Source organism: Rhodobacter sp. P1_C2 (assembly GCF_056406375.1).
The window spans coordinates 14570-39688 of sequence record NZ_JBFUAG010000018.1; the positions used below are offsets into that span (position 1 = coordinate 14570).

Sequence of the window (25119 nt, forward strand, 5' to 3'; positions counted from 1 at the left end):
CTGTTCCTGTCCGCCACTGCTTTCGTTCCTGCTTCGTCACGCCTTCCGCCACCGCCCGCGCCCCGTCCAGACATCCCGCTCACCTGCGGCACATCTGCTGCGCGCCCTGTCGGGGCGTGCCGCCAAAGCCCAGAAGTTCGACCGAGACGCCGAAATTCGTGCTGGGCCTCACACTAGTCGAGGACGTGTACCGGCGCGAGATGGAAAGATCGACCGACAGGCACTCGTTCTGGTAGTTCAGCTTCACACCCGCCTTGGCCATCCGCTGCGAGACCATGTCATAGCGGTTGGTCAGCGCCGCCGTCCAGTTGGGTGTCAGATTGTAGCTGCCGTCCAGCACGACTTCGCGCACCGGAATCGGGCGGTCCTCGCTCGGGTCGGCCAGCAAGTATTCATAGCCGGTGGCGAGGCTGAGGTTCGGGCGGTTGAGGTCGAGCCGCACTTCGCCCTTGGTCAGGCTCAACCCGTTGCCGATCAGGGCGCGGCTGGTCAGGCTCAGCCCGCTGGCATCGGCCACCGACCAGGACAGGAGCCAGTCCGAGTTCTTGCCCTGCAGCCCCGAGGCCGTGCTGAACTGGCCCTGATCCTCGAACCGCATCACGCGGCCCGCGGTGACGCCGAGGGTCCAGCCCTGGGCCGCGGTGCGCAGGTAGTTCACGCCCAGATTGATCCGGCTGCCGCCCTCGAAGGCATCGGCGCCGGGGAAACGGTCCAGCGCGAAGAGATTGCTTTCGTCGAATTCGACCAGGGTCGAATCCTCGTTCGGAATCCGGTTGTCGTTGCGCGGGGCCACGACCAGTTGCAGCACCGGCTCGACCAGCTGGCTCGCCCCGCTCTTCTCGCCGCGCACCCAGGGCCAGCGCAGTTCGACCCCGCCGATCGCCGTGCTGCGATAGGGGTAGCCCTCATAGACCGAATCCTGCTGGATCGAGTAGAAATCCGCCTCGGTCTGCGCCTCGGTCGACAGGACCATGCCGTTGTTGAAGGTCCAGTTGCGCCGCCAGCTGCCCTTGAAGGTCACGCGGCCCATGTCGCGGCCATCGGCCACGCCATCGCCATTGGTGTCGAACGGGTCCGAGGAGGGGCGGTAGACGCTTTGGGTCTGCCACTCGAACTCGCCCTCGCCGCCGAGGATCGCGGGCAGGAAGCGGCGGTGAAAGTCGAAGGAGGTGATATAGGAGGGCTGGGTCGCGTTGTCGTCGCCTTCGCGCAGCGAGCGCAACCCGGTGACCGAGGCCGAGAGGAACAGGTTGCGCTGCACCCGGGTGACGCCGATCACGCTTTCCAGCCGGTCGTCGTCCGAGATGTCGTAGTCCGACAGATAGGACGGGTCGCTGACCAGGATGCCGTGGAAGGCCAGCTGATAGCCGCGGCCGAGGTCGAAATTGCCGGTGGTCTGCAGATAGCCGCGGCTGGAGCCGGGCATGATGCTGTCCTTGGTGCCGGCGCCCTCGATCTCGAGCGTGCCCGAGGTGAAGGCCTGGCGGTAGCGCAGGTTCAGCGTGCGGTCGCCCTGCGTCGTAAGGTAAGGCGTCAGCAGGATGTCGCGGCTTGGGCCGAGGGTGATGAAATAGGGCACCATCAGCCCCGGTCCCAATTGCGAGGTGCTGCGGAATTTCGGGATCAGGAAGCCGGTGGCGCGGGTCAGCGTCGGGTCGGGCACGCGCAGCGTCGGCAGGAACAGCACCGGCACGCCGCCAAAGCGCAGGGTGGCATCGCTGAACCAGATCTGCTGGGCCACGGAATCATGCAGGACCTCGCGGGCGCGGATCTCCCACAGGGGGGTGCTGGAGCCGGCGCAGATCGTGCAGGTCGAGGCCGCCACCCGGCGCATCGACGTATAGCGCCCGCCATCGGCGCGCAGCACCTCGCCCGCGGCCATCTGCAGGCGCTGGTCCAGCACGATCCGGGCCGAGGTCAGGATGCCCTCGGTCAGGTCGGTGGACAGGTTCGCCTGTTCGGCCAGAAAGATGTTGCCCTTGCCATCCTCGACGCGGATCGGCCCGGTGATCAGCATCTTGTCGGTGCTGCGGTCATAGGTGATGGCCTGGGCGGTCAGATGCTGGCCCTTGTAGAAGACCTCGACATGGCCCTTGGCGATCAACACATCCTGGCTTTGCACGGTGACGGCATCGGCCACCAGCGTGGTGCGCGGCGCCTCGGCGGGAGCCTGGGTCGGGGCCTGGGTGGTGGCCTGGCCCGCCGAGGTTTGCGCAAAGGCAAGCGGCGCCGGCGCCAGCAGGGCCGCCGCCGTCAGCACACCGCGGGTCAAGGGCAGCAGCCGACGCATCAGCCATCCTCCAGATGCAGCAAAAGTCCAAGCGCCAGCATCGTGGCGGCAGCGGGCGGGGCCCAGGCCGCCATCAACACCGGAATCTGGCCGTTGTCACCGAGGATCTGGCCGAAATTGCGCAGAAAGAACACGACGAACCCGGCGAGCAGGGCAAAAAGCACCAGGGTCCCGGTCCGCGCCATCCTGGCGTGGCGCATGGTGAAGCCGGCGGCGATCAGCACCATCGAGGCCAGAAGCAGCGGCTGGGCCAGTTCGATCTGGAACCAGACCTGATGGCTGCGCGCCGAAAAGCCCGCCCGCTCCAGATCGCGGATATAGGCGGGAAGCTTCCAGATGCTCACCGCGCTCGGCGTGCCGAAACTGTCGTGGATCCGCTCGCGCGTCAGGTCGGTGGCAAGCTTGGTGCCCTCGGCCACCGGCGCCGCGGTCCGTTCCGGGTTGTCCTGGTCGAGCGGCCAGGATTTGGCGCGCGACACCTGCCAGTAGCCGGGGATCAGCGTCGCATTGGCCGCCTCGATCCGCTGCAGCGGGGTGCCATCGGGGCCGAAGGTCAGGAAGGTCGCATCGTAAAGCTCGGTCCCGTCCAGATTGGCGCGCTCGGCCTGGATCACGGTCTGCCCGGTGTCGCTGCCCTGGCGCAGCCAGAGCCCGCTGTCCGAGACCGACAGCACCGATCCACCCCGGGCATGTCCGGCCGAGAGCGTGTCATAGCGGCGCTGGGTGGCGGCCACCAAGGGGTCCAGCACCGCCACGGCGACAAAGCCGATGCCAAGCGCCGTCAGCACCGGCGCGCGCAGGAAGGACAGGCCCGACCGCCCCGCCGCCCGCACCACCACCAGCTCGGACGAGCGCGACAGGCCGAGGAACAGCGCGATGGCCGAAAGGGCGAGGATCAGCGGCAGGATGCGGTAGATCGTCTCCGGCACATTCATCAGGGACAGCTGCAAGGCCTCGCCCAGGGTCAGCCCGGGGTTGGAAAAGCGGCGCATCTCGTCGATGAGGTCGATCATCACCATGAGCAGGAAGAAGCCGAGGAAGATCCGGATGAAGAGCCACAGGAAGCGCCGGGCGATGTAGAGGTTCAGGATCATGCCGCACCCCCGGCGAGATCGCCCGCCTCGGGCAGGCCGGTGGCGGGCACCGGACGCGGGCGGCAGGTCCAGGCCAGAAGTGCGCCGGCGATGGTCAGGCCCAGAACCGGCGCGGCATAAAGCAGCACCCAGCCGCGCGGCATCTCTGCCCCCATGCCGGAGATCGCCGTGGCCAGACCCTGGACCAGCACCAGAAGCGCAATCGCAACCCCGATCTGAAACCAGAGGCCAAAGCGGCTGAACCCGCCGACGATCAGGCTGGCAAAGCCGACCAGCGTGACCGACAGTGCAAGCAGGGGATCGGCGAGGCGGCTGTGCGCCTCGAAGAGGAGGGCGTCGGCGCTGTCGCCGGTCTCGACCAGCAGGGCCGGGGTCGGAAAGAAGAGATTGGCGGTCGAAAGCTCGGAGGCGCCGCGGCCCGGGCGGGAGGAAGCGGTCAGCAGGGCCCCGATATCAAAGGTGAAATCGGCGAATCGCGTCACCGACAGATGCTGCGTCGCATGGTCGAGCACCTGCGCCATGCCGTCGAACATGATCAGCTTCGGCCCGGCATCGCCGCGCACGAACAGCGCCTTGCGCGCGGTATAGGTCGTGGATTCCACCGGGTTGCGGTCATCGGCGAGGAAGAGGTCCAGAAGCTCGCCCTTGGCCGAGATCTCGCGGATGTAAAGCGTGGTGTCGGGCGAGGGATGGGTGAAGGTGCCCTCGGTCAGATAGCGCGCGGTGATGTTTTCGGACATGGCGGCGCGGGCCGAGACCAGGGCCGAGCGGCTGGCGGGTACGAGGACATTGTCCATGATCCCCATCATCAGGGCGACGCAAAGCCCGAAATAGAGGACTGGCCGCGCCAGGCGCCAGGCCGAAAAGCCGGTGGCCTGCATGACGACCATCTCGCTTTCCGTGAGCATCCGGTTGGTGCCATAGACCGTGGCGATGAAGGCTGCGACCGGCATCACCAGCTTGATCACCGTGGGCAGGGTGAGGACCGAGAACTTGAGGAAAACCAGCGCCGTCTGCCCGTCGCCGATCAGCTGATCGAACAGACCCACGGCCTTGTTGATCCAATAGACTCCGACCAGGACCAGCGCAAAAAACCCGAAGAGCTGCAGGTATTGCGACAGAAGATAGCGGTCGATCCGTGGCAAATTCCAACCTCACAGGCGGCCTCGCAGGTGGGCCTTCCGACGGACCCTAAACCGAAAGCGGACAAACGGAAAGACGGGCGAAACCGAAAGCGCCGGTAATCCGCGCAAGGGGGCTGCGGCGGGGGCTGCGGCGGGGGCTGCGGCGGTGGGTTCGGCCGCCGGTCCGGCCACGTCGCATCTGGCCATTTCCGCCCCCCGGGTCTAGCCTGACCGCCGTCCCTGCCAGTCCCCGCCGCCATACGGCCTCGGGACGGCGTTTTGCCGGAGCTTCTGATGACCGACGTTCTTGTTCCTGAATTGCTGCCCTTCGATCCCGAAGCCCTGGCTGCCCAGACCGCGCGGATCGTGCTTCTGGTCGATGGCGAAGAGCCCTCCTCGCCCGGCGCGCGCCGGATCGACCGGCTGACCCGCGGTGCCCTGCGCCGGCTGATGGCCTCGGAGGGCTGGAAGAAGGTCAAACCGGGCGAGTCGGTCGACCTGGTCTTCCCGCTCGGCCTGGCCAGCGAGGCGGTGCAGGTGCTGCGCCTGCCGCGCAAGTCGGATGTCGCGACCGCCCGCAAGGCTGGCGGGGCGATTGCCCGCGCCCGTGGCCCGCAAGGCGCGCTGGTCCTGGCCGAGGGCCACCCGCGTCTGGCCGAGTTGCTCTTGGGCCTCACCCTGCGCGCCTATGACTTCGACCTCTACAAGACCGGCGAGAAGACGCCGCTTGGCGGGATCAGCGTGATGGTCGGCAATCTCGAGATGGCGGCTGCGGCGCTGGCCAGCGCCAAGGCCCTGGCCGAGGGCATCTTCTTCACCCGCGATCTGGTGAACGAGCCGGCCAATGTGCTGACCACGGTGGAATTTGCCGAGCGTCTGACCGGCCTGCGCGATCTGGGCGTGCATGTCGAGGTCTTTGACGAGGAGGAGCTGGAACGTCTGGGGATGCGGCTGCTGCTCGGCGTCGGCATCGGCTCGGAATGCCCGACCAAGATGGTGGTGATGCGCTGGAATGGCGGGGTCGAGGGCGAGGCGCCCTTCGCGCTGGTCGGCAAGGGGGTCTGCTTTGACACCGGCGGCATCTCGATCAAGCCGGCCGGTGGCATGGAAGAGATGACGATGGACATGGGCGGCGCGGGCGTCGTGGCCGGGGTGATGAAGACCCTGGCCCTGCGCGGCGCCAAGGCCAATGTCGTGGGTCTGGTGGGTCTGGTCGAGAACATGCCCGATGGCCGCGCCCAGCGTCCCGGCGATATCGTGAAGTCGATGAAGGGCGACACGGTGGAGGTGATCAACACCGACGCCGAAGGCCGCCTCGTGCTTGCCGATGTGCTCTGGTACGCGCAGGAGACCTTCCATCCCAAGGGGATCATCAACCTCGCCACCCTGACCGGGGCGATCATCGTGGCGCTGGGGGCCGAACATGCCGGGGTCTTCTCCAACGACGACGCGCTCTGCAACGCGTTCCTGAAAGCCGCGGGCGCCGAGGGCGAGGGCGCCTGGCGGATGCCCTTGGCGCAGGGCCATGACGACAAGCTGAAATCGCGGCTGGCCGACATGATGAACGTCGGCGGACGCGAGGGGGGGGCCACGATCGCGGCGCATTTCCTCAAGCGCTTCATCAAGGAGGGGATGCCTTGGGTCCACCTCGACATCGCGGGGGTGACGCTGGCCAAGTCCGACACGGGCCTCGCCCCCAAGGGCGCCACGGGTTGGGGCGTTCTGGCGCTGAACCGTCTGATCGCTGACGCCTACGAGACGAAATGAGCGCCACGGCGGTCTTTTACCACCTGATCCATGCGGGCCTTGACGAGACGGTCATGACGACCGTCTCGCGCGCCCGCAAGGCCGGGTGGCGGGTGATGATCCGCGCCCCGCTGCCCCGGCTTCTGACCCATCTGGAGGCCAAGCTCTGGCTCGGGCCGGAGGAGGAGTTTCTGGCCCATGGGCTGGAGGGCGGGGCGCAGGACGCCGACCAGCCGGTGCTGCTGGGCGCGGGGGCGATCGGCAACGGCGCCAAGGGGCTGATGCTTCTGGCCGGCGCCGAGGCGCTGCGCGAGGAGGTGGCGGGGCTGGAGCGGATCTGGGTCTTCTTCGACGGCGCCGATCCCGAAGCGGTGGCCGCGGCCCGGCAGCGCTGGACCACCTTCACCGGCTGGGGCCTTGGCGCGCAATATTGGAGCGACGAGGACGGCACCTGGGTGAAGAAAACCGAGCGCCCGGCGGCAGCGGGGTAGGGTGGTGGCTGACCGGAAGAATTTGGGCCTCCGGCCGGGGGGCGGCGCGCGATAAATCGCGACGCCGGGGGCCTGCGGCCCGAAAGAAGGGGCCTCCGGCCGGGGGAGGCCGCGCGCGATAAATCGCGACGCGGCTTGGGGATAGGGGTCCGGCGGCGGGACGGGATCAGGCGCGCAGGGCCTTGGCCTCGGCGGCGAGGGCGGTGATCTTGGCCCAGTCGCCCTTGGCCAGGGCCTCTTTCGGGGCGACCCAGCTGCCGCCGACGCAGATGATATTGGGCAGGGCCAGGTAGTCGCGGGCGTTCTTCAGGCTGATGCCGCCGGTCGGACAGAACTTGACCTGGGGGATCGGCGAGCCGATCGACTTAAGGTAGGGCATGCCGCCGGCCTGTTCGGCGGGGAAGAACTTCTGCACGGTATAGCCCATTTCCAAGAGTGCCATGATCTCCGACGCGGTGGCAGCGCCGGGCAGGAGCGGCAGGTCATATTCGCTGCAGGCGTCGATGATCCGCTGGGTGGCGCCCGGCGAGACGCCGAATTTCGCGCCCGCGGCCTTGGCGGCCTTCACATCGGCCGGTGTCAGCAGCGTGCCGGCGCCGACGACACCGCCCGGCACCTCGGCCATGGCGCGAATGGCGTCGAGCGCCACCGGCGTGCGCAGCGTCACCTCCAGCGCGGGCAGGCCGCCGGCCACCAGCGCCTCGGCGAGCTTCTTGGCATGGGCGAGGTCGTCGACCACGATCACCGGGACCACTGGGGCCAGGCGGCAGATCTCGGCGGCTTTGATTGATTGTTCGGCGGGGGTCATCGTGAGGCTCCTTCTGGCCCCGCTGCGGGGCTTGGTTCGGGCAGGAGCCTCCGGCGGGGATATTTGGGCCAAAATGAAAGGGGATCGGCGAGCGCTGACCCCCTGCCTCGGGCCGGTTTCCCGGGGGAGGCAGGGGGCCTTTCACTCTGGGCGGTCATCGGCGTCCCCGCCTGTACCGCCCTCTCTGACTACCCCTGATTCCTTTCATTTTGGTAAAAATATCCCCGCCGGAGGCGCAGGGTTCAGCATGTGGTCACGTGTCAGTAAAGGCTCGACGCCCCTTCTGTCGAGGGGCCGACCTGGGCGCGGAAGGCGGCGAAGAGCTCGCGGCCGAGGCCCCAGGCGTTGTGGGAGAGGTCGGCGGTGGCCGGCGGGCGGGACTCGAAGCCCTCCGTCAGGACGGCGAGGGTGCCCTTGTCGGCATCGAGGCGGACGATGTCGCCGTCGCGCAGGCGGGCGATCGGGCCGCCGGCGGCGGCCTCGGGCGAGACATGGATCGCGGCGGGGACTTTGCCGGAGGCGCCGGACATGCGGCCATCGGTCACCAGCGCCACCCGCAGCCCGCGTTCCTGCAGGATCGACAGGGTCGGCGTCAGCGAGTGGAGTTCCGGCATGCCATTGGCTTGCGGCCCCTGGAAGCGGACGACGACGATCGTGTCCGAGGTGAACTCGCCGTGCTTGAAGGCCAGTTTCACATCGGCCTGGTCGTGGAAGATGCGGACCGGGGCTTCGATCACATGGCGCTCGGGCGCCACGGCGGAGACCTTGATCACGCCGCGGCCGAGGTTGCCGGAGAGCTGGGTCAGGCCGCCGGTTGCCGCGAAGGGGGTGGCGACCGGGCGGACGATCTTGTCGTTCAAGCTCTCTTTCGCGCCATCCTCCCAGACGAGGCGGCCCATGTGGAGCTTGGGTTCCTTGCGGTAGGCGGCGAGGCCCTCGCCGAGGATGGTCTTGGCATCCTCGTGCAGAAGGCCCGCATCCATCAGCTCGCGCATCAGGAACCCGAGGCCACCGGCGGCGTGGAAGGCGTTCACGTCGGCCATGCCATTGGGATAGACCTTGGCCATCAGGGGCACGGTCTGGCTGATCTCGGCAAAGTCCTGCAGGTCGAGGAGCACGCCCGAGGCGCGGGCCATGGCGGGCAGGTGCAGGACGAGGTTGGTCGAGCCACCCGTCGCCATCAGCCCGACGATGCCGTTGACGTAAGCCCGCTCGTCGAGGATCTCGCCCGCCGGGCGGTAGTCGTTGCCAAGCGCGGTGATGCTGGCGGCGCGTTCGATGGCGGCGATGGTCAGCGCCTCGCGCAGCGGCGTGCCGGGGTTGACGAAGGAGGAGCCGGGCAGGTGCAGGCCCATGAACTCCATCAGCATCTGGTTGGTGTTGGCGGTGCCGTAGAAGGTGCAGGTGCCGATGCCGTGATACGAGGCCATCTCGGCCGCCATCAGCGCGTCGCGGCCGACCTCACCGGCGGCAAAGGCGTTGCGGACGCGGGACTTCTCTTCGTTGGGCAGGCCGGTGGACATGGGGCCTGCCGGCACGAAGACCGCCGGCAGGTGGCCGAAGGTGGCGGCGGCGATCACGAGGCCGGGCACGATCTTGTCGCAGACGCCGAGGAACATCGCGGAATCGAAGGTGTTGTGCGACAGGGCAATCCCCGCCGCCATCGCGATCACATCGCGGGAGAAGAGCGACATCTCCATCCCCGGCTGGCCTTGCGTGACGCCATCACACATGGCCGGCACGCCGCCGGCCACCTGCGCCGTGGCGCCCAGCCGGCGGGCGGTCGAACGGATCAGCTCGGGGTAATGTTCATAGGGCTGGTGGGCCGAGAGCATGTCGTTATAGGCCGTCACGATCCCGATATTGGGCGCGCGGCCCTCGGCCAGGGCCGCCTTGTCCTGGGTCATCGCCGCATAGGCATGGGCCTGGTTGCCGCAGGAGAGATGGGCGCGCACCGGACCGGCGCTCGCCGCCCCTGCCATCCGCGCCAGATACTGGCCCCGGGTCTGGAGCGAGCGTTCGCGGATCCGGTCGGTGATGCGGGCGATGGTGGGATGGAGGGCCATGGTAACCTCAACTGCTTGCGGCGGGATGGCGCCATGTTATCAAGTTGCGTTAGCGCTAACAACCAAAATGCGCCCTTGGGGCCGCTGCTGCGCGATGGGGCGCCGGGGGCAGCAATCCGACCGGGAGAGATTAGCAGAGGCGGAGGGCTTCTCACCGGTTTTCTTGCGGGCGGGGCGATTATTTCACCGGGCGGGCCGAGGCGCGGGCGGCGAATCACGGCTTTGGCGCGGGAATGGGCGCGGGCGCGGGGCAGGGCGAGACGGCGGGCCTTTCCAGAAGGGGCGGAACACCGTAAAGGAGGCCCATGTGCCCCCCTTCGCAACTCTCTGACGAGCCCGACCTCACCCCGACTTCTGAGACGCAATCTCAGGCGCGGACCCATAACCGTCCCGTGGTGCGCCTGCGCCCCAAGGCCGAGGCCCGCGCCGTGCGGCTGGGCTTTCCCTGGGTCTATGCCGATGAGCTGGTGACCGACCGGCGCACCTCGGCCCTGGCGCCCGGCGCGCTGGCGGTGTTGGAGGATGGCGACCGGCGGCAGATCGGCCTCGTCACCGTCAACACCAAGTCCAAGATCATCGCCCGGATGCTCGACCGCGACGTGACGGCCGAGATCGACGAAGACTGGTTCGCGGCCCGGCTGTCGCTGGCGCTGGAGATGCGCACGCGCATGTATGACGCGCCCTTCTACCGGCTGATCCATGCCGAGGCCGATGGAATGCCCGGCGTCATCATCGACCGCTTTGGCGATGCGGCGGTGATCCAGCCCAATGCCGCCTGGGCCGAGGCGCATATCGGCGCCCTCGCCGCTGCCCTGCGCCGGGTGACGGGTGTGACCACGGTGATCAAGAACGGCACCGGCCGCGCAAGGGGTCTGGAGGGGCTGAAGGAAGAGACGGAAGTGCTCTCCGGTGCTCTGGAGGGCCCGATCCCGGTGCCGATGAATGGCGCCGTCTATATGGCGGACCTGGAGGGCGGGCAGAAGACCGGGCTGTTCTTCGACCAGCGGCCGAACCATGCCTTTGCCGCCCGTCTGGCCAAGGGGGCCCGGGTGCTGGATGTGTTCAGCCATGTCGGCGGCTTTGGCCTTGCCGCCCTGGCGGGCGGGGCTGCGAGCGCCCTGGCCGTCGATGCCTCGGCTGCGGCCCTGGGCCTTGCCACCAAGGGGGCGGAGGCTTCGGGCTTTGGCGCGCAGTTTGCGACCCGGCAGGGCGATGCCTTTGCCGTGCTGGAGGCTTTGGCCGCCGAGGGGGCGAAGTTCGACATGGTGGTCTGCGACCCGCCGGCCTTTGCGCCGAACAAGAACGCGCTGGAGGCCGGGTTGCGCGCCTATGAACGGGTGGCGAAATATGCGGCCGGGCTGGTGGCGCCGGGGGGCTATCTGGTTCTGTGTTCCTGCAGCCATGCGGCGGATCTGACCGCCTTCCGCAACGCCTGTGCCCGCGGCATCGGGCGCGGCGGGCGCAAGGGGCAGTTGATCTATACCGGCTTTGCCGGGGCGGATCACCCGATGCTGCCGGTGCTGGCGGAAAGCGCCTACCTCAAATCGCTGTTCTTCCGCCTGGTCGACTGATGCGGGCGGTTCTGGACGCCTGCGTGCTCTATCCCACCGTGTTGCGGGAGATCCTGCTCGGGGTGGCGGCGCGCGGGTTGTTCGAGCCGCAGTGGTCGGACCGCATCCTGCGCGAATGGGTTCTGGCCACGGCCAAGCTGGGGCCGGTGGCGCAGGCCATGGCCGAGGGCGATGCGGCGCTGGCCCGCGCGGCCTTTCCCCGGGCTTCGGTGCGCGAGCAGCCCAGCATCGAGGCGCGGCTGTCTTTGCCCGACCCGAATGACGTGCATGTGCTGGCGGTGGCGATCGCGGGCCACGCCGATGCGATCGTGACCTTCAACGCGGCGGATTTCCCGCGCCCTGTGCTGGCCGACGAAGGGATCGAGCGGCGCGACCCGGATGGGTTTCTCTGGGAGCTTTGGTCGCGCAACCCGGCCGAAGTGGGGGCGGTGGTGGCCGCCGTTCATGCGCGGGCCGAGGAGATGGCAGGCAAGCCTTTGGCCTTGCGGGCGTTTCTGAAGAAGGCGCAGCTATGGCGGCTGGGCAAGGCGATCGAGTCGGCGTGAGGGCTTCGTCCCGATCCGGATGAGCGCCTGCGGCGCATTGGTGGTCCTCGCCTCTGGCCTGCGGCCAACCGGCTCAGGCGAAGGGCCTCCGGCGGGAGTATTTGGGCAAAGAGCAAATAGGGGCTTCAGCGCAGGGTGCGGATGCCTTCGGCGAGGCCTGCGAGGGTCAGGGGGACCATCTTGCCTTCGAAGAGGCTGCGGATCATTGCGGTGGAGCGGTTGTAGGCCCAGGTCGGTTCCGGCGCGGGGTTGATCCAGAGGTGGCGTGGCCAGTGCTGGCAGGCACGGGTCAGCCAGGTGCGGCCGGGCTCGGGGTTCCAGTGTTCGACCGAGCCGCCGGGGGCGTCGATCTCGTAGGGGCTCATCGCGGCGTCGCCCACGAAGATCGCGCGGTAGTCGGGGCCGTAGCGGCGCAGCACGTCCCAGGTCGGGATCTGGTGGACGCGGCGGCGGGAATTGTCCTGCCAGACCGCCTCATACAGGCAATTGTGGAAATAGAACGAGGTCAGTTGGCGGAACTCGGCCTTGGCGGCGGCGAAGAGGGCCTCGGCCTGCAGCACATGGTCGTCCATCGAGCCGCCGATGTCGAGAAAGAGCAGGACCTTGACCGCGTTGCGCCGCTCGGGGCGTTCCTGCACGTCGAGCCAGCCCTGCCGCGCCGTGGCCTGGATCGTGGCGTCGAGGTCGAAGCGGCTTTGGCCCTCGCGCGCCCAGCGGCGCAGGGCGCGCAGGGCGAGTTTGAGGGAGCGCGGGCCGAGGTCGGCGTCTTCGTCGAGGTTGCGGAACTCGCGCTGCTCCCAGACCTTGACGGCGCGGCGGTGGGTGCTGTCGCCGCCGATCCGCACGCCTTCGGGGTTGTAACCGCTGTTGCCGAAGGGTGAGGTGCCGCCGGTGCCGACCCATTTGTTGCCGCCCTGATGGCGGCCCTGCTGTTCGGCCAGCCGCTGGCGCAGCGCCTCCATCAGCTTGTCGAGCCCGCCGAGGGCCTGAACGGCGGCGCGCTCCTCGGGGCTGAGGTACCTTGTCAGCTGCGCATCGAGCCAGTCGGGCGGCAGGTCGAGCGCCTGGAGCACCGCCTCGGGCGTCAGGGCGTCAAGTCCATGAAAGGCCTCGGCAAAGGCGCGGTCGAAGCGGTCGTAGAAGCGTTCGTCCTTGACCAGTGACAGCCGCGCCAGATGGTAGAAGCCGGTCGGATCATGGGTCACGAGGCCGGTGTCGAGCGTGGCTAGAAAGGCCAGATATTCGCTGAGCGACACTGGCACCCCCGTCTTCCGCAAGGTGAGGAAGAAGGGCTGGAACATCTCAATGCGTCAGTTTGCCGAGGATGATATAGGCCAGAACACCGATCAGGCCGAGCGCAATGGCATAGACCGCGCCATATTGCAGCGCGTCCAGCCGCCGCCCGCCGCGTTTCAGCGCCGTCATGGCGCCCCAGAAGGCGCCGATCAGCATTGCCGGCAGCACGAACACGATCATCCCGATAACCCCTTGCACAAGACCCAAAGGGTCAGCCTTTGCGATCCAGCCGGGCGAGGACGGCGATTTCCGCCGCATGGGCCCGCACCTCTGGCTCTGGGCCGAAGCCATAGCGCGCGGCGGGCAGGCTGTCGAGACGCAGCGCCGCGGCCTCGGCGTCATGACCCTGGGTGGCGAGCGCCGCGGCCTTGATCAGCTGCAACGTGGCCAGCAGGGCCGCGTTCTGCGAGGCGCGGGCGGCGGGCAGGCCGCGGTCGGCGAGGGTGATCGCCTCGGCGGGCTGACGGTTGGCCAGGGCCAGGGCCGCAAGCTGCATCAGCGCATGGGCAAGGTGGACGCCCTCGTCGGGCAGGGTCGCATAGACATGGGCGGCGGCGATATAGGCGGTGACGGCGGCGGCGGGGTCGCGCGGGGCGAGCAGGCGACCGAGGATGAAATAGGCAAAGCCGAGGCGGTTGTCCTGCCAGCCCGCCTGCTGCGCGATCTCGAGCGCGCGGGTGGCCGCGGCCATCCGCGGGCCGGGCCGTGCGGCGGGGTTGACCGCCAGCGCCACCGCATCGCGCCAGTCGCGCGGCGTCTCTGGCGCGCTCCACCCGCCGGGTTTCTGACCTGCCGGGTTCAGCCGCGCCAGAAGCGCCGGCAGGCGCGCCGCGACCTCGGCCGGCCCCATGCCCGAAGCAAGCTCGGGCGCATAGTGCAGCCGCAGCATCAGCATGTCGAACCCGGTCAGCACGGTCTGGAAATTGTCGTCGTTGAAGACGGAATCGGGTAGCCGGTAGAGGTCATTGACCGGGCCGAGCGCCTGGGCCGTCTCCTCATGCAGGCAGTCGCGCAGCTCTTGCGGGCTGGCATCGGCGGGCAGGAAGAGCGTGGCGCGCGTCCTTTGCCGCATCTGCGCCCAGTCGAGGTCGGGCGTGCCGCGCTTGGCGCGAAACTCGTCCAGCGAGGAGACATTGGGCACCACGAAACAGGCCGCCGCGGCGTCGATCCGGTGCAGGGTGGACGTGGGCGCGAAGGCCAGGGTCAGGTTGGCCGGGGTATCGTCGGGCAGCAGCGTCAGGCTGAGGCCGGCCTCGGCGCGCAGCCGGGTCAGGAGGGCCGCGAGATCGGCCCTTGCGGTGGGGGGCACCGGTCCCGTCATCGACAGGGTCACCGGCCCCTCGAACCGGGTCAGGACGGGCAGGGCCAGACCGCTTTCGAGGTGAAATTCAAGGTCGAGGAAATCCTGCGCCAGTTCGGCATTCGAGCGGTGCACCCGCTGCCCCTTCATCGGGGGAAACTGCAGGACCGGGCCACCCAGTTCGACCGCATCGGGATCATGGCCCGCCTTGCTGATCCCCAAAGGCGCAGGCCCGCAGGCGGCAAGGGCCAGCACAAGACATGCGGCGACGGCTTTGGCACAGCGCATGGCTACCCCCCGGTGCGGGGCATCGCACCATCGCGGCCCCGGTCAGACCGGATCATCGGTCCCTGTCGCAGGCTTGTACAGCTTTGCCGGTGATGCAACCCGCCCGTCCCGACCACCCCCGCGAGCAGGAAGGGGCCGACCTTACGCCGCGCCGGGCCGGACGGGTCGCAACCACAGACAACATGGGCCAGATGGCGCAACCGGGGCAAGGCTGTGGCGCGCAAAAGACTTTGCGAAAGGGGCTTGCCAACCAGAGATGGCCCCAGCCGCCGCGCCGCCCGCCAGATATGGCGCGGGGCGATCACGCGATGTTGCAATGGATGACACAAAGGTGAGCGCCGCGTGAGAGAACACTTTAAGAACGGCCCGCAAACCGTTGTCACAGCGTCCGAATCGCCCTCACGGCGCTAACGGTCGCGCCGCGCCATGAAGGCGAGCTTCTCGAACAGCTGCACATCCTGTTCATTCTTCAGCAGCGCGCCATACAGCTTCGGCAGGCTGGTCTTGGCGTCGCGCTTCAGATCCTCGGGCGTCAGATCCTCGGCCAGGAGCAGCTTCAGCCAATCCAGCACTTCCGAGGTCGAGGGCTTTTTCTTCAACCCCGGCGCCTCGCGAATCTCGAAGAACTGGGTCAGGGCGGCGGCGAGCAGGCTTTCCTTCAGGCCGGGAAAATGCAGCCGTACGATGGCGGCCAGACCCTCGGGCGAGGGGAAGCGGATGAAGTGAAAGAAGCAGCGGCGCAGGAAGGCGTCGGGCAGCTCCTTTTCATTGTTCGAGGTGATGATGACCACAGGGCGATGGCGGGCGCGGATCGTCTCGCCGGTCTCGTAGACGTGGAACTCCATCCGGTCGAGCTCTTGCAACAGGTCGTTTGGGAACTCGATATCGGCCTTGTCGATCTCGTCGATCAGAAGAACGACTCGCTCCGGCGCGTCAAAAGCCTGCCACAATTTGCCCGGGCGGATGTAATTGGCGACCTCATGCACCCGCGCCTCGCCCAGCTGGCCATCGCGCAGGCGGGCCACGGCGTCATATTCGTAAAGCCCCTGCTGCGCCTTGGTGGTCGATTTCACATGCCATTCGATCAGATCCATGCCCAGCGAGGCCGCAACCTGCCGCGCCAGTTCGGTCTTGCCGGTGCCCGGTTCGCCCTTGACCAGCAGGGGCCGCCCCAGCGCCACCGCGGCATTCACCGCCAGCGCCAGATCCTCCGGCACGACGTAACCTGCGGTTGTGGCGAATTTCACTGTCATCTCAAGCCCCTGCGCTCAGCGTTAACGAAACCCTAAAGCCGCCTCGAAAAAGTCGCAACGGCTAGTGACAATCTCCGGCAGTTCCGTTAGACGGGCGCCGAACAGGATTGCCCATTTGAATTTACGGGCAAAGCCCCTGTGGCCCGCCCGCTGCGGCCAGCCCATCGGCGCCGCCTGCAAAAGGAAAGTGCTAAGATGAAAGCCGAAACCTTCCTGCCTGAAGATTACCGCCCGGCCGAAGACGAGCCTTTCATGAATGATCGGCAGTTGGAGTATTTCCGCCGCAAGCTGATCGTCTGGAAGCAGGAACTCTTGGACCAGAGCGCCGAGACGATCGACAATCTGCAGGATTCCGCCCGCGCCGTCCCCGACCTCGCCGACCGTGCCTCAGAAGAGACCGACCGTGCCCTGGAACTGCGCACCCGTGACCGCCAGCGCAAGCTGGTCGCCAAGATCGACGCGGCGCTGCGCCGGATCGAGAATGGCGAATACGGCTATTGCGAAGTCTCGGGCGAGCCGATCAGCCTGAAGCGTCTGGACGCGCGCCCGATCGCCACCATGACGCTGGAAGCTCAGGAAAAGCATGAGCGGCGCGAGAAGGTCCATCGCGACGAGTGACGCCTTGCGGGGCGAAGAGTGCCAGACCAGAACAATGCCGGGCGGCAGAGGCCCGGCATTTCTTTTTCGGCAGGGCGCGCGGAGCGGACGGTCCGCCGCCGCCATCGAGGGAAGGGTGCGCAGATGAGTCTGATTGGCCAGCCGGTGACGATCCTCGGGGCCGGGGTGGCGGGCCTGGCCACGGCGCTGGCCCTCGCCCTGCGCGGGGCGCAGGTCACCGTTCTGGAACAGGCCGATGCGATCCGCGAGGTCGGCGCCGGATTGCAGATCTCGCCCAATGGCGCGGCGGTGCTGAAGGCGCTTGGCCTTGGCCCGGCGCTTGAGGCGGTCTCGACCCGCGCCCAGGCGGTGGAACTGCGCGACGGGCTGACCGGCGATGTCGTCCTGCGGCTGGATGTGGCGCGGCTGCGGCCAGCGCAGGGCTACCATTTCGTCCATCGCGCCGATCTGATCGCCCTTCTGCGCCAGGGGGCGGAGGCTGCGGGCGTGACGCTGCGGCTTCTGACCCGGGCCGTCTCGGTCAACCTCGACGGCGCGCGCCCGGTCATGATGCTCGATACCGGTCCCGAGGAGGCCGAGCTGCTGATCGGCGCCGATGGGCTGCATTCGCCGACCCGCGCCGCGCTGAACGGCGCCAGCGCGCCCTTCTTCACCCAGCAGATTGCCTGGCGCGCCCTGATTCCCGGCGATGGCGGCGCCAATGTCGCCGAGGTCCATATGGGGCCCGGCCGCCATCTGGTGAGCTACCCCCTGCGCGGCGGCGCCCTGCGCAACATCGTCGCGGTCGAGGAGCGCCAGCACTGGGTCGAGGAGGGTTGGTCCCTGCGCGACGACCCGATGGACCTGCGCCTCGCCTTCCAGCGCTTCTCGCCCCGGGTGCGCGGCTGGCTGGAGCGGGTCGAGGATGTCTGGCTCTGGGGGCTCTTCCGCCACGAGGTGGCCGCGGTCTGGCAGCGGCCGATGGGCGCGGGCGGCGTGGCGATTCTCGGCGATGCCGCGCATCCGACCTTGCCCTTCCTGGCCCAGGGCGCCTGCATGGCGCTGGAGGATGCCTGGGTCCTGGCCGAAAGCCTGGCGCAGACCGACAGCCCGGCCGCGGGCCTTGCCGCCTTTGAGGCTGCGCGCAAATCGCGCTGCACCCGGATCGTCGCCGCCGCCACCGCCAATGCAAGCCTCTATCACCTGCGCGGGCCAAAGCGCGTCGCAGCCCACCTGGGCCTGCGCCTGGCCAGCGCCGCAGCCCCGCGGCTTGCCCCCGCCCTTGCCCTGTCCCGCTACGACTGGCTCTACGGCATGGATGTGACGAAACCCGCCCCGCGCTGACCTGCCGCCGCAGGAATGCCGGCAAAGCCCCCCCTTCATTGGTCGCTGAATATCCCACGGGGTACGGGCAATTTGCCCGAAGGGCGAAGAAATTGCGAAGTGGGGGGGACCCCCGCTGCAACGACAGGGGCAGCGCCTCAGAACAACCGGACCAGCGCTACAAGAACCCCGAAAAGCAGCACATCCAGAAGTGCGATGCTCGGCGCGGGCCTGGCCTTGGCCAGGGCTGTCGTGCGGATTTTCTCTTGCGGGGCGAGGGGTGGGAAACGGTCGGCCATCTGGGTCCTCCTGGGTTCAGGTCAGAATGGCAGGGAGAGGTAAAGAAGAACCTAAGGAGAACAAGGCAGTTGAGCCGCATATTTGCCAAAGCAAAAGCGCGCGCCGGTGAGGGCGCGCGCTCGATTGTTTCAGACCGATCTCAGGCCTTGGCCAGGTCGCGCAGCACATAGTGCAGCACGCCGCCGTGTTCGACATATTCGATCTCGATCTCGGTATCGATCCGGCACTTGATGTCGATCGTGACCACTTTGCCATCGGCATAGGTGATGGTGCAGGGCACGATGGACAGGGGCTTCAGGTCGCCGTCCAGCCCGGCGATCGAGACGATCTCGTCGCCTTCCAGCCCCAGGCTCTTGCGGGTCACGCCATTGGTGAACTCGAAGGGGATGACGCCCATGCCGACGAGGTTGGAGCGGTGGATCCGCTCGAAGGACTCGGCGATCACCGCCTTGACGCCCAGCAGCGCCGTGCCCTTGGCGGCCCAGTCGCGCGACGAGCCTGCGCCGTATTCGATGCCGCCGAAGATCACCAGCGGCGTGCCGGCGTCCTGATAGGCCATCGACGCGTCGAAGATCGAGGTCTGCACGCCATCCGGCCCCTTGGTATAGCCGCCCTCGACGCCATCCAGCATCTCGTTCTTGATGCGGATATTGGCGAAGGTGCCGCGCATCATCACCTCATGGTTGCCGCGACGGGAACCGTAGGAGTTGAACTCGCTGACCGGAACCTGCCGTTCGGCCAGATACTTGCCCGCCGGGGTCGAGGCCTTGAAGGACCCCGCCGGAGAGATGTGGTCGGTGGTGATCATGTCGCCCAGAACCGCGAGGATGCGCGCGCCGTCGATGTTCTTGATGACGCCCGGGGTCTTGGACATGCCGCGGAAATAGGGCGGGTTCTGGATATAGGTCGAGGAGGCCGGCCAGTCATAGACCTCCGAGTCGGTGATCTTGACGGCCTGCCACTTGGCGTCGCCCTTGAAGACATCGGCGTATTTCTTCTGGAAGGCGGCGCGGGTCACGGTGGATTCGACCAGATCCGCGACTTCCTTGGTCGTGGGCCAGATGTCTTTCAGGTAGACCGGGCCATCGGTGCCCATGCCCAGAGGCTCGGTCGTCAGGTCGATGTTCATGTCACCGGCCAGCGCATAGGCCACGACCAGGGGCGGCGAGGCGAGGTAGTTCGCCCGCACGTCGGGCGAGATCCGGCCTTCGAAGTTGCGGTTGCCCGAGAGAACCGCGGTGGCAACCAGATCGCCCTCGCCAATCGCGGAGGAGATCGCGGGGTCCAGCGGGCCCGAGTTGCCGATGCAGGTGGTGCAGCCGTAACCGACGAGGTTGAAGCCCACGGCGTCCAGGTCTTCCTGCAGGCCGGCGGCCTCGAGATATTCCGACACGACCTGCGATCCGGGGGCGAGCGAGGTCTTCACCCAAGGCTTGGACTTCAGACCCAGGGCGCGGGCCTTGCGCGCCACCAGACCGGCGCCGATCATCACATAGGGGTTCGAGGTGTTGGTGCAGGAGGTGATCGAGGCGATCACCACCGAGCCATCGCGCAGGGCATAGTCCTTGCCCGCGACGGCGGCGGTCTTGCGCACATCGGTCGAGGGCGCCAGCGGCGCGCCTTCCGAGGCCATTTCCTTGGCGGCCGACGAGGCATCGACGCCGCGGAAGTCCGACACGGTCTTGTAGAAACCGGCGGCGGCCTTGGTCAGCGGGGTATAGTCCTGCGGACGCTTCGGGCCAGAGATGGCGGGCACGATCTCGCCCATGTCGAGGTGCAGGGTCGAGGTATAGACCGGCGCGTAATCGGCCCCGCGCCACATGCCGTTGGCCTTGGCATAGGCCTCGACCAGGGCGATCCGGCCCTCGTCACGGCCGGTGTTGCGCAGGTAGCGCAGGGTCTCGCTGTCGATCGGGAAGAAGCCGCAGGTGGCGCCATATTCCGGCGCCATGTTGGCGATGGTCGCCCGGTCGGCCAGCGGCAGATGGTCGAGACCCTCGCCGTAGAACTCGACGAACTTGTTGACCACGCCATGCTTGCGCAGCATCTGCACGACCTTCAGCACGAGGTCGGTGGCGGTGGTGCCTTCGACCATCTGGCCGGTCAGCTTGAAGCCGACGACTTCGGGGATCAGCATGGACACCGGCTGGCCCAGCATCGCGGCCTCGGCCTCGATGCCGCCGACGCCCCAGCCCAGAACGGCCAGACCGTTGACCATGGTCGTGTGGCTGTCGGTGCCGACGAGGGTATCCGGGTAGGCGACCTCGACCCCGTTCTGGTCCTTGTCGGTCCAGACGGTCTGGGCAAGGTATTCGAGGTTGACCTGGTGGCAGATCCCGGTGCCCGGCGGCACGACGCGGAAGTTGTTGAAGGCCTTCTGGCCCCATTTCAGGAAGACATAGCGCTCCATGTTGCGCTCGTATTCGCGGTCCACGTTGGCCTGGAAGGCGCGCGGGGTGCCGAATTCGTCGATCATCACCGAGTGGTCGATGACCAGATCGACCGGAACCAGCGGGTTGATCTTGGCGGCCGAGCCCTTGAGGCCCAGGATCCCGTCGCGCATCGCGGCAAGGTCCACGACCGCAGGAACCCCGGTGAAATCCTGCATCAGCACGCGGGCCGGGCGATAGGCGATCTCGCGCGGGTTCTTGCCGCCCAGGGTCGCCCATTCGGCGAAGGCCTTGATGTCCTCGACCGTGACGGTCTTGCCATCCTCAAAGCGCAGCATGTTCTCCAGCACCACCTTCAGCGAGGCGGGCAGTTTGGAGAAGTCGCCAAGCCCGGCGGCCTGGGCGGCCGGGATCGAGTAATAATCCATCGTGGTGCCGCCAGCCGTCAGGCTGGTGCGGGTTTTTGCGCTGTCGTGTCCGACGGTGACGGTCATAGCTGGCCTCCTGGGGGTCGTTTGATGCTTTTTGCCGCAATGCGGCACATCCGGCAAGGAATCATTCTGGCTTCTGCCGCATTGTATGCAATGGTATGCCGAAAATCCAGCGCTAATCCGCTGCGGCAGAGCTGCCACTGTGGCGAGGCCAGCGAAATTCCTCGCAAAACCTTGATTGGCCATCCCCAGGGCTTTTCACTAGATGTTGCCGGGCAAAGGGGATGTTTGCCATGAACAAATCGGTCATCGGCGCTTTGGCGGGCCTGTGGGTCGCCGGCGGCACGGCGGGATATGCCGAAGATCAGGGCAGCGCTGTGGGCACGGTGGTCGAGCTTTACACCTCGCAGGGCTGTTCCTCCTGCCCGCCGGCCGATGAATATTTGCGCAGACTTGCGCAAGAGCCGGGCGTGATCGCCCTGGCCCTGCATGTCGATTACTGGGATTACATCGGCTGGACCGACAAGTTCGGCAGCCAGAAATTCACCCAGCGCCAGAAGGCCTATGCCCATGCCGAAGGCGCCAATGCGATCTACACGCCGCAGATGATCGTCAGTGGCGTCGACCGGGTCGAGGGCACCGATCCGGCAAGGGTCGAGGATGCGATCCGCCGCCATCAGGCGGTGGCCAAGGGCGTCACCCTGCGCCTCGTCCGTCACGGCGGGCAGGTGGCGATCCAGGCCGAGGCGGACCCGGCCCTCGAGGCGCCGCTGCATGTGCAGCTGGTGCGCTATCACCCCAATGCCAGGGTCGAGATCGAATATGGCGAGAATGCCGGCCGGGTGCAGGACTATGCCAATGTGGTGACGGCCTGGTCCTCGCTGGGGCTTTGGGATGGGAAAGAGGCGCTGAACCTCTCGGCCCCGGCGCCGGGCGATGACCCGGTCGTGGTGATCCTGCAGGCCGACGGGCCGGGCCGGATCTTTGCCGCCGCGATCCTGAAATAGGCGCCCGCAAACCCGCGCGTCACTCTACTTCCAGCGCCCCTACTTCCAGCGTCTGTGCACCCAGAACCATTGCTCCGGCCGCAGCCGGACCTGGGCGGCCAGGCTGTCGTTCAGCGCCTGGGTCATGGTGACGGCATCGCTATGGGGGATCGGCGCCTCGACCAGAAGGTCGAAGTGCAGGCCATCCTCCAGCCGGATGCCATAGACCGGCACCAGAAGGCAGTTGTATTTCAGCGCCATCTCCGCCGCCGACAGCGAGGTGCGCGCCGGATGGCCGAGGAAATCCAGCGGCGTGCCCTTGTTGAAATGCTGGTCGATCAGCATCCCCACCATGCCGCCCTTGCGCAGATGGGTCACAAGCTCGGCCAGACCGCGGCGGCCGCGGGCGAAAAGGGGCTCGGCCACGGCGCGGATCGCGGCGGCGAAATGGCGGTCGAAATAGGGGTTGGTCTGCGGCCGGTAGAGCGCCGCGACCGGCAGGCCCCGCGACGCCAGAACCGCGCGGGCGATGTCGTGATTGCCGAAATGGCCCGAGATCAGCAGGACCCCGCGCCCCTGGGCCTGGGCCTCCAGGATCGGCTCCAGCCCGTTGCCGCGCACCTGGGCATCGGCGACCAGCGCCTTGAACTCGCGCGCCGAGTAAAGCTCGGCCAGGGTGCGGCCCATGTTGTCGCAGACGCCGGCCACGATTTCGGCCACCCGCGCTTGGGGCAGATCGGGCCAGATCAGGCCGAGGTTGACCCGCGCCCTGCGGCCATAACCGGCCAGCGGTGCGATCACCCGCCGCATCAGCCAGCCGCCGAAGGGGATGCGCCAGGCATAGGGCAGGGCCAGCATCACGCCGATCAGACCCATCAGGGCCAGATTCTGCGTCCAGGCGATGATCTTGAACAGCCTCGAGTTGGGGGTCACGCTTTTGCCCTGGCCCCCGGCCTTACGCCCGGGACACGGTCCTTTCTTGCCGCCAGACATAGAGACCCGCCGCCGCGATCACAAGCGCACCCATGATGGTCAGAAGATCGGGCAATTGCCCGAAGGCCGCGACCGACCAGAAGAGGGCGAAGACCATGTCGAGATAGCCGAAGGGCGCGAGAACCGAGGCCTCCGCCGCCGAATAGGCGCGGATGGTGAAAAGCTGCGCCACGGCGCCGAGGCCGGCCAGAAGGCCGAAGGCCGGAATGTCCTTTACCGCGATCGGGGTCCATTGGAAGGGCAGCAGCACCGAGGTGACGATCGCCCCGAAGAAGGCCGCGTAGAACATGGCGGCCCAGGGGCTTTCCTGCGCGCCGACATAGCGGGTCAGCAGCATGCTCGCGGCATAGCCAAAGGCGCAGAGGAGGGCGAGCAGCGCCTCGGGCTTGAAGACGCCGAGGCCGGGGCGGGTGATGATCAGCGCGCCGATCATCGCGATGGCGACACCGATCAGCCGGGCACGACCCAGCCGCTCGCCAAGGAACAGCGCCGCGCCGAGGGTGATGAGCACCGGGTTGATGTCGGCCAGCGCCGTCGCCTCGGCGAGGCCGATCTGGCCGAGGGCGAGGAAGAAGGCCGCCGTGGTGGTCAGCTGCGCCAGCGCGCGCAGGAAATGCCAGCCCGGCAGCCGGGTCCGGATTGCCGCGCGCAGGCGCGGGCCCAGCAGGAGCAGGACAAAGCCAAGCTGCCCGACATTGCGCGCCCAGACCACCTCGACCGCCGGGTAGAGCCCGACGAGATGCTTGGCCACCGCATCCATCGCGGTGAAGCAGAAGATGCTGATGGCCAGAAAGAAGATGCCCCGGCTGGCGGGGGCGGCGGCGGTCTGGATCACGTCGGGCACCGATCGGGGTTTTGGGCTTTTGGACGCGTCCCGGGAGGGGCTGTTCCGGGAGGGCGTTTTGGGAAAGGGCGTTCACGGGCCGGCCCCTGCGGCCAACCCGGGCGCAACCTAGGTGGCAGATCAGGCCGCGGCAAGGGGGAAAGACGGGGCCGGGTCGGCCTGTAAGGAGCGCCAGGCCGCCTGCCGGAAGGCTTGCGCGATCCCTCCGTGTATCGCGCGAGGCATCGCCATCGGTGCCGCGAGCGGCCGGGGCGGCGTGCCTTGGGCTATTCCTCGGCCTGAACCAAAGCGATCTCGCCGGTGCCTTCCAGCTGGCGGATCGCCATGACGATGGTGCCCATCGCCTCGTCGGCGTCCTTCTCCTTGATCTTGCCGCGCCCGGCGATCTCTTCGCGCAGGCCCTGGGTCATCCGCTGCGACAGGTTGGCCAGGATATGTTCGGCAGAAGGCTCCAGATCCGGGATCGACAGGGCATGGGTGAGGGCGGTGACCAGGGCTGCCTGGTCGACGATGCGGATCACCTTGGGCACATCGCGCGGCGCGAGCTTGGCCTTGATATGTTCGAAGGTGAAGATGTTCTTCTTCACGATCTGGGCAAATTCGGCATCCGCCTCCAGCAATCCACGCAGCACGTCGTCACGGGTCGAGGCGGCGGCGATGTTCAGGATGGCGCCCACCCTCTCGCCCGGCCCGGCCTCGAAAGCCTTGAGCGGCTGGCTGTCGAGCTGCACGGCCAGCGCCATGCCGATCCGGTGCACCGTGTCGGGATCGACATTGCCGGTGAGCGAGACCGCGTAAGCGACCTGCCGCGCCCGGTCGCCCGGCAGTTTCGACAAAAGCTCCGCCGCGCGCGGCACCGGGAGTTTCGACAGGACCACGGCGCAGACCTCGATGCTTTCCTCGGCCAGGACCGGCAGGATGCGGTCGAGCGACAGGGCATTGATCCGTTCCCAGGGATCGACCGAGGAATTGCCCCCCGACATCCGCCGCAACCGACTGGCGGCATTGGCCGACAGATGCCCGTCCATGATGGTCAGCGCCCCTTCAAGCCCGCCGGGGAAGGAGAGGCCGACCTGCTCCAGCTCGAAGAGGAATTCGTCGATCACCAGCCGCAAAGTCTCGCGGCTGACCCGGCGCATCTGGCCCATCTGCTGGGCGAGGGCGGTCTGCATCTCCTCCGGCAGGGCGGTCAGCTTGATCGGCGCGCCCTCGGCCAGCAGAAGCCGCACGATGATCGCCGCCTTCTCGCGCGAGGTGATCGCCGGCGGTGGCGGCTGTTCGGACAGCATCGGCGGGTTGAATGCGTCCGGATTGGTCAAACTGGCCAACATTGCAGGATTGAACGCCATCATGCCCCCGATTCTTCAGATGAGGCCAGACTGC

The 25119-nt window shown here is 67.6% G+C and carries 21 protein-coding genes; 7 read left to right on the forward strand and 14 right to left on the reverse strand.

Annotated elements, in window-relative coordinates:
* Positions 1 to 79 precede the first annotated feature (79 nt).
* The 3 genes from AC1DZT_RS22805 to lptF are packed head-to-tail and all read right to left on the reverse strand — an operon-like array spanning position 80 to position 4529.
* A complete protein-coding gene (locus tag AC1DZT_RS22805) occupies positions 80 to 2290 on the reverse strand; it encodes an LPS-assembly protein LptD (protein ID WP_478008949.1) in 2211 nt (736 codons plus the stop codon).
* Positions 2290 to 3384: an LPS export ABC transporter permease LptG gene (gene lptG, locus AC1DZT_RS22810; protein ID WP_478008950.1), complete on the reverse strand. Its 1095-nt coding sequence runs from the start codon at positions 3382 to 3384 to the stop codon at positions 2290 to 2292. The genes AC1DZT_RS22805 and lptG overlap by 1 nt, the downstream gene beginning before the upstream one ends.
* Positions 3381 to 4529, reverse strand: a complete 1149-nt coding sequence (gene lptF, locus AC1DZT_RS22815; RefSeq protein WP_478008951.1) for an LPS export ABC transporter permease LptF — start codon at positions 4527 to 4529, stop codon at positions 3381 to 3383. Before lptF ends, lptG begins: the two co-directional genes overlap by 4 nt.
* A gap of 273 nt (positions 4530 to 4802) precedes the next feature.
* Between lptF and AC1DZT_RS22820 the strand changes: the two genes are divergently transcribed.
* Positions 4803 to 6275 (forward strand): leucyl aminopeptidase, encoded by a 1473-nt coding sequence (locus AC1DZT_RS22820; protein WP_478008952.1) that lies wholly within the window; start codon positions 4803 to 4805, stop codon positions 6273 to 6275.
* Positions 6272 to 6745 carry a DNA polymerase III subunit chi gene (locus AC1DZT_RS22825; protein WP_478008953.1) on the forward strand — a complete coding sequence of 158 codons (474 nt, stop codon included), beginning with the start codon at positions 6272 to 6274 and terminating at the stop codon, positions 6743 to 6745. Before AC1DZT_RS22820 ends, AC1DZT_RS22825 begins: the two co-directional genes overlap by 4 nt.
* Positions 6746 to 6911: 166 nt before the next feature.
* On the opposite strand, the gene eda is transcribed toward AC1DZT_RS22825, so the two are convergent.
* Together eda and edd are read right to left on the reverse strand one after the other, a co-directional pair.
* Complete coding sequence (eda, locus tag AC1DZT_RS22830; protein ID WP_478008954.1) at positions 6912 to 7553, reverse strand: bifunctional 4-hydroxy-2-oxoglutarate aldolase/2-dehydro-3-deoxy-phosphogluconate aldolase; 642 nt, start codon at positions 7551 to 7553, stop codon at positions 6912 to 6914.
* A gap of 260 nt (positions 7554 to 7813) precedes the next feature.
* A complete protein-coding gene (edd, locus tag AC1DZT_RS22835; RefSeq protein WP_478008955.1) occupies positions 7814 to 9619 on the reverse strand; it encodes a phosphogluconate dehydratase in 1806 nt (601 codons plus the stop codon).
* Positions 9620 to 9924: 305 nt separating this feature from the next.
* On the opposite strand from edd, the gene AC1DZT_RS22840 reads away from it, so the two are divergent.
* Both AC1DZT_RS22840 and AC1DZT_RS22845 read left to right on the forward strand, forming a co-directional pair.
* Positions 9925 to 11190: an RSP_2647 family RNA methyltransferase gene (locus AC1DZT_RS22840; RefSeq protein ID WP_478008956.1), complete on the forward strand. Its 1266-nt coding sequence runs from the start codon at positions 9925 to 9927 to the stop codon at positions 11188 to 11190.
* A complete protein-coding gene (locus tag AC1DZT_RS22845) occupies positions 11190 to 11735 on the forward strand; it encodes an RSP_2648 family PIN domain-containing protein (RefSeq protein WP_478008957.1) in 546 nt (181 codons plus the stop codon). The genes AC1DZT_RS22840 and AC1DZT_RS22845 overlap by 1 nt, the downstream gene beginning before the upstream one ends.
* A 125-nt stretch (positions 11736 to 11860) precedes the next feature.
* Here the strand turns inward: AC1DZT_RS22845 and AC1DZT_RS22850 are convergent, their stop codons facing one another.
* The 4 genes from AC1DZT_RS22850 to AC1DZT_RS22865 all read right to left on the reverse strand — a co-directional run bounded on the left by AC1DZT_RS22850 (position 11861) and on the right by AC1DZT_RS22865 (position 15866).
* Positions 11861 to 13036 carry a vWA domain-containing protein gene (locus AC1DZT_RS22850; protein ID WP_478008958.1) on the reverse strand — a complete coding sequence of 392 codons (1176 nt, stop codon included), beginning with the start codon at positions 13034 to 13036 and terminating at the stop codon, positions 11861 to 11863.
* Between the two features lies 1 nt (position 13037).
* The gene (locus AC1DZT_RS22855; protein WP_478008959.1) at positions 13038 to 13211 is read right to left on the reverse strand and encodes a hypothetical protein; all 174 of its coding nucleotides are present in this window, start codon (positions 13209 to 13211) and stop codon (positions 13038 to 13040) included.
* A 31-nt stretch (positions 13212 to 13242) separates the two neighbouring features.
* Positions 13243 to 14619, reverse strand: a complete 1377-nt coding sequence (locus tag AC1DZT_RS22860; protein ID WP_478008960.1) for a DUF2927 domain-containing protein — start codon at positions 14617 to 14619, stop codon at positions 13243 to 13245.
* 407 nt (positions 14620 to 15026) lie between these two features.
* A complete protein-coding gene (locus AC1DZT_RS22865; protein ID WP_478009024.1) occupies positions 15027 to 15866 on the reverse strand; it encodes an AAA family ATPase in 840 nt (279 codons plus the stop codon).
* A 201-nt stretch (positions 15867 to 16067) separates the two neighbouring features.
* Here AC1DZT_RS22865 and dksA point away from each other — a divergent pair, with 201 nt between their 5' ends.
* Both dksA and AC1DZT_RS22875 read left to right on the forward strand, forming a co-directional pair.
* Positions 16068 to 16490: an RNA polymerase-binding protein DksA gene (dksA, locus tag AC1DZT_RS22870; protein WP_478008961.1), complete on the forward strand. Its 423-nt coding sequence runs from the start codon at positions 16068 to 16070 to the stop codon at positions 16488 to 16490.
* Between the two features lie 123 nt (positions 16491 to 16613).
* Positions 16614 to 17813, forward strand: coding sequence for an FAD-dependent oxidoreductase (locus AC1DZT_RS22875; protein ID WP_478008962.1), 1200 nt, complete (start codon positions 16614 to 16616; stop codon positions 17811 to 17813).
* Positions 17814 to 17950: 137 nt separating this feature from the next.
* Here AC1DZT_RS22875 and AC1DZT_RS22880 read toward each other — a convergent pair whose 3' ends face one another.
* Both AC1DZT_RS22880 and acnA read right to left on the reverse strand, forming a co-directional pair.
* Positions 17951 to 18091, reverse strand: a complete 141-nt coding sequence (locus tag AC1DZT_RS22880) for a hypothetical protein (RefSeq protein WP_478008963.1) — start codon at positions 18089 to 18091, stop codon at positions 17951 to 17953.
* Positions 18092 to 18231: 140 nt separating this feature from the next.
* Entirely contained in the window at positions 18232 to 20976 is a 2745-nt protein-coding gene (gene acnA / locus AC1DZT_RS22885) for an aconitate hydratase AcnA (RefSeq protein ID WP_478008964.1), read from the reverse strand.
* A gap of 230 nt (positions 20977 to 21206) precedes the next feature.
* On the opposite strand from acnA, the gene AC1DZT_RS22890 reads away from it, so the two are divergent.
* Positions 21207 to 21920 (forward strand): DUF1223 domain-containing protein, encoded by a 714-nt coding sequence (locus AC1DZT_RS22890; RefSeq protein WP_478008965.1) that lies wholly within the window; start codon positions 21207 to 21209, stop codon positions 21918 to 21920.
* A 39-nt stretch (positions 21921 to 21959) separates the two neighbouring features.
* Here the strand turns inward: AC1DZT_RS22890 and AC1DZT_RS22895 are convergent, their stop codons facing one another.
* The 3 genes from AC1DZT_RS22895 to AC1DZT_RS22905 all read right to left on the reverse strand — a co-directional run bounded on the left by AC1DZT_RS22895 (position 21960) and on the right by AC1DZT_RS22905 (position 25025).
* Positions 21960 to 22832, reverse strand: a complete 873-nt coding sequence (locus tag AC1DZT_RS22895; protein ID WP_478008966.1) for a lysophospholipid acyltransferase family protein — start codon at positions 22830 to 22832, stop codon at positions 21960 to 21962.
* A gap of 22 nt (positions 22833 to 22854) precedes the next feature.
* Complete coding sequence (locus AC1DZT_RS22900) at positions 22855 to 23727, reverse strand: DMT family transporter (protein ID WP_478008967.1); 873 nt, start codon at positions 23725 to 23727, stop codon at positions 22855 to 22857.
* 275 nt (positions 23728 to 24002) lie between these two features.
* The gene (locus AC1DZT_RS22905) at positions 24003 to 25025 is read right to left on the reverse strand and encodes a flagellar motor switch protein FliG (protein ID WP_478009025.1); all 1023 of its coding nucleotides are present in this window, start codon (positions 25023 to 25025) and stop codon (positions 24003 to 24005) included.
* Positions 25026 to 25119 lie beyond the last annotated feature (94 nt).